This is a genomic window from Spirochaetota bacterium (genome assembly GCA_026414805.1).
GTDB lineage: Bacteria > Spirochaetota > UBA4802 > UBA4802 > UB4802 > UBA4802.
In genome coordinates this window covers 11,236-15,374 of sequence record JAOAIH010000071.1, presented here as the reverse complement: position 1 = coordinate 15,374, position 4,139 = coordinate 11,236, and the positions used below count along the sequence as shown (strand labels likewise).

The window sequence follows — 4,139 nt, the reverse complement described above, 5'->3', positions numbered from 1 at the left end:
ATTCTGAGTATTTTCACTTTGTCATTCTGAGCGGTAGCGAAGAATCTCGTTGTAAGGAAAGAGATCCTTCGGTCGCTATGCGACCTCAGGATGACAAAGTAAAAAATGCCCCTCAGGATGACGTGAAAGAAAATGACTTCTGGATGACAGGAAAAAAGCGACAACGTGATGACGTAAATGAATGTTTTAGATGACAAAAAAAAATTAATGGAAATTTATAAGAGTCCTTTAACAAAAGGTCTTTATACAATAATAGAGGAGTGTTGCTATGCATACAATAACAATCACAATTAAAAACAAAAAGTTGTTACCAAAACTTTATTCTTTGTTGAAACAATTTGGCAAAAATGAAGTAGTAGTAACTGTTACTAACGATGAAGAAGATAAACCAAAAAAGAAAAAAGAGAAAAAATACACTGAAGATTTTATTAAAAAAAATTGGCGTAAATTTGCTTATGCTGCTTCAGGCGATATTACAAAAAGTGATGATGAAGTGTTAGCTGATGCTTATATGGAGTACTTGCGTGATACGAGTGCTTTTTGATATAAATATAATTTTGGATTTTACCAGTGAAAAGCGTGATAAATTGTTCCCTTATTCGGGTAAGGCTTATAAATTTTGTAAAGACAATAATATTGAAATGTTTGTGTCTTCATCATCAATAGACAATATTTTTTATATTAAATATAAGCAAATAAAAAATGACTTTCCAGAGCTTAAAGTAAAAGATGTGATGTATATAGCTAAAAATTTTTTGCAGGAAGTAATTTCAAATTTTAAAATAGCTAAAACACCATCATATATTGAAATTGATTATGATGATATTGAGGATTCTTTGCTTATTGCCTCAGCTAAAGCAATTGACGCTGTGGTGCTTACTAGAGATATTGATTTGTTAAAAAAATACCCTGACGAAACAGTACACCCCAATAGTTTTATTGAGTTTGTTGAAAAAACAAAAAAACAACAGAAGACAGTCCCTTTTTTAGATTTAAAATCTATTAATATTAGCTATGCCAGCCAATTTGAAAAAGCTTTTGATGGAGTATTAAAAAGTGGATGGTTTATTTTGGGTGAGCAGGTAAAAAAATTTGAAGAAGAATTTGCCGCATATTGTGGTACAAAGTATTGTATAGGAGTTGCCAATGGGCTGGATGCGCTTACGCTTATTTTACGTGCCTATAAAGAAATGGGAACACTACAAGACGGCGATGAGGTGATAGTTCCTGCCAATACTTATATTGCAACGATACTAGCAATAAGTCAAAATAACTTACAACCTGTTTTGGTGGAACCTGATATCAATACATATTTGATTGATACAAAATTAATTGAAAGGCACATAACCCCAAAAACAAAAGCCATTATGCCGGTATACCTTTATGGGCAAACATGCGATATTGATAAAATAAATACAATTGCAAGAAAATATAATCTAACAGTAATTGAAGATTCTGCTCAAGCGCATGGGGCATATTATAAAAACAAACGTGCTGGCAATTTGGGGGATGCAAGCGGGTTTAGTTTTTATCCTGGGAAAAATTTAGGTGCACTTGGCGATGGTGGAGCTGTTACTACAAACGATGATGAACTTGCGGAAGCAATAAGAGCATTGCGAAACTATGGCAGTCACAAAAAATATGTAAACAAATACAAAGGAGTAAATAGCCGACTTGATGAGCTACAAGCTGCGTTGTTAAGGGTAAAGCTTAGAAGGCTTGATGAGGATAACGAAAAACGACGAAAAATTGCAAATTATTATTTTTAAAGAACATATACAATGAAACAATGGTTTTGCCAAAAGTAAGAAGACAAAAAGAACACGTGTGGCATTTGTTTGTGGTGAGGGTAAAGGATAGGGAAAAATTTATACGCTATTGTAGCAAAAAAGGAATTGCCACTATGATTCATTATCCTATACCGCCTCATAAGCAAAAAGCGTATGAAGAATGGAATGCGCATAGCTACCCAATTACTGAAACCATTCATAATGAGGTGGTAAGTTTGCCAATTAGTCCTGTAATGAGTTGGGATGAGGTGGAAAAAGTGGTATAAGTATTAAATTTTTTTAAACGTGGAGTATAAGGAAGATGAAAAAGCCCTTGATAAGTGTTACAATGACTACATATAACCATGAAAAATATATTGCTGAAGCTGTACAAAGACTATTAGATCAGACTTTTGAAGATTTTGAGCTAATTATAGTCAATGATGGCTCTACTGATAAAACAGAAGAAATGATAAAAAGTTTTGATGATAAACGTATAAGATATATTTATCAGGAAAATATGGGACCAAGTGCGGCAGCAAATACTGCAATAAAAAATGCACGGGGAAAATATATTGCGTTGATGAGTGGTGATGATGTGTGTTATCCTAAAAGATTGGAGGTGCAATATAATGAATATAGTGTTTATGCATTGATAACAGGACTATTTCAGGAACAAGATGACCGCTAGAGTAAGAAAAGTCATTGGTGAAGTAGATAATTTTTATGATTCTGGTAGGATTACACACTAATTTTGACTTGACCAATAAATTATTATAAAAATAAATATAATTATACAATGAAAGAATTTTTTGATTATTCAATATTTGGAGAGTTGTGTCCAAATATATTTGAGCTTGAGTTTACCCGAAGTGAGCTTGTTAAAATAAAAAATTCTTACACGTATAAAATTGCTGTCAAGCTAGAAAAGATTGCAAGGAAAACGGGGAACATTTATCCACTGAAGTGGGTGGTTAAGTTGTATAAGTGGATGTTTAAGAAATGAAACTTGCACTTTACCCGATAAATGGACAGAACGTTACATCGAAAATAGATGTATACCAGGGCTTTATTAAATTTATGGAAGAATCCCCTTCTGATGTATATAAATTTTATGTTGATGTTTGTGCTCAATAAACTTTGCATAATAATTTGTATTTTAGAATGCAATAATGAAGAGGTACAATCGAGATTATGTAAATAAATTAAAGGGAGTAAGTTATGTGTAATGAAAATAAAAAGATACTTATATACGATATTGCAACAAATAGCGGTAGGAGAATGCAGATAAAAAAATTGCTTGAAGAAATTTTAGTGCTTAAGAGTAAAATTACTGAAGTTTTACCAAATAAAGAGCCAAAAGTATTTGAAAAATATCGATTGGAATTACAAACATTAGAAAATGCTATGACTGTAATTCGCTTAATTCAAGCAGATGATAGGTTAAAACAAAATATATGGAAAATTTTGTTTGGTATAATTGGTGGTATCGTAGGTTTTTTTATGAAGGGATTGATATTGTAAAATGAAGTTAGAAAAAGAATATATATTCAACTTCAAGTTTGAAGTGCAACATTTAGATGATGGTGTAGCAGATCATAGGGAGATTTTAAAATTTCGTGATTTTCTTGGTTTTACATTTATTGCATCCTGTATAGCACGAACATCATCATCTGTCAAGCAAGTGTGCAAAACTTTTATTTTTTGGCATATGACAACAATGCTGTCTTTTTCTATGTTCGTTTAATCCTTGTTGCTATGCTGCATAGCCATTTCTTGTTTTTCCTCTGCTGCCTCTGGGCGCTGCCACGTACGCTTTTTCGTAATTTCAGTGAGTCTTTTTTTATATACATTTATTCGCTTCTGTCACTTTTTCCTCTTGAAAAAGAGCAAATCTAGTAACCCCGTGTGCTTTCCACTATAAATGCTTTTATATATCAATTGATACATCGTCTCGTGTGAACATCTATACTCCCCTTCCTGTTTTAAGGATATATGCAATCAACTCTGCTGAATAACCCTGCGCCAGTAACGATAGTATGTTTGTCTGTAGTTCAGAGATGCGTTCTATTTTACTTTGTTTTGCCTCCTTCCATCTTTTATGAGCTTTGTGCCTATCTTCTTTGGCTGTGTATAGAGCCTCATAAAAGCTTATCCTCCATAAGTGTTGTTGTGGATCAACAATCACTGTATTGGATATCCTTCTTATGAGGCTACATTTTTTTCATCGTGTGTTGCACTTCATTATTGAATTTGCCACCTAATATAATTTTTTATTTAAACATATGCACATTCATATCACCTTTGATAGTTGAGATGTGCATTATTCCATAATTTGTATTTATTTTTGGATTTTTTAAATAATGTAAA

The 4,139-nt window shown here is 32.4% G+C and carries 6 protein-coding genes and 1 pseudogene; 6 read left to right on the top strand and 1 reads right to left on the bottom strand.

Features of this window, described 5'->3' with window-relative positions:
* The 6 genes and pseudogenes from N3F66_12530 to N3F66_12505 form a co-directional block, all read left to right on the top strand.
* On the top strand, nucleotides 1-194 hold a 194-nt coding region (locus tag N3F66_12530; GenBank protein MCX8124970.1), incomplete at its 5' end, for a hypothetical protein.
* Between the two features lie 74 nt (nucleotides 195-268).
* Nucleotides 269-544 carry a hypothetical protein gene (locus N3F66_12525; GenBank protein ID MCX8124969.1) on the top strand — a complete coding sequence of 92 codons (276 nt, stop codon included), beginning with the start codon at nucleotides 269-271 and terminating at the stop codon, nucleotides 542-544.
* A 457-nt stretch (nucleotides 545-1,001) separates the two neighbouring features.
* A pseudogene (locus N3F66_12520) lies at nucleotides 1,002-2,056 on the top strand (DegT/DnrJ/EryC1/StrS family aminotransferase).
* Nucleotides 2,057-2,091: 35 nt separating this feature from the next.
* Complete coding sequence (locus N3F66_12515; protein ID MCX8124968.1) at nucleotides 2,092-2,460, top strand: glycosyltransferase family 2 protein; 369 nt, start codon at nucleotides 2,092-2,094, stop codon at nucleotides 2,458-2,460.
* A gap of 108 nt (nucleotides 2,461-2,568) precedes the next feature.
* Nucleotides 2,569-2,775, top strand: coding sequence for a hypothetical protein (locus N3F66_12510; GenBank protein ID MCX8124967.1), 207 nt, complete (start codon nucleotides 2,569-2,571; stop codon nucleotides 2,773-2,775).
* 215 nt (nucleotides 2,776-2,990) lie between these two features.
* Nucleotides 2,991-3,293, top strand: a complete 303-nt coding sequence (locus N3F66_12505) for a hypothetical protein (protein MCX8124966.1) — start codon at nucleotides 2,991-2,993, stop codon at nucleotides 3,291-3,293.
* A 442-nt stretch (nucleotides 3,294-3,735) separates the two neighbouring features.
* On the opposite strand, the gene N3F66_12500 is transcribed toward N3F66_12505, so the two are convergent.
* Nucleotides 3,736-3,957, bottom strand: a complete 222-nt coding sequence (locus tag N3F66_12500; GenBank protein ID MCX8124965.1) for a hypothetical protein — start codon at nucleotides 3,955-3,957, stop codon at nucleotides 3,736-3,738.
* Nucleotides 3,958-4,139: the final 182 nt, after the last annotated feature.

Bases quoted from the DNA above. Each gene is read 5' to 3' on its own strand.
- N3F66_12505 (MCX8124966.1), top strand. From the start codon at position 2,991: ATGTGTAATGAAAATAAAAAGATACTTATATACGATATTGCAACAAAT.
- N3F66_12525 (MCX8124969.1), top strand. From the start codon at position 269: ATGCATACAATAACAATCACAATTAAAAACAAAAAGTTGTTACCAAAA.
- N3F66_12515 (MCX8124968.1), top strand. From the start codon at position 2,092: ATGAAAAAGCCCTTGATAAGTGTTACAATGACTACATATAACCATGAA.
- N3F66_12510 (MCX8124967.1), top strand. From the start codon at position 2,569: ATGAAAGAATTTTTTGATTATTCAATATTTGGAGAGTTGTGTCCAAAT.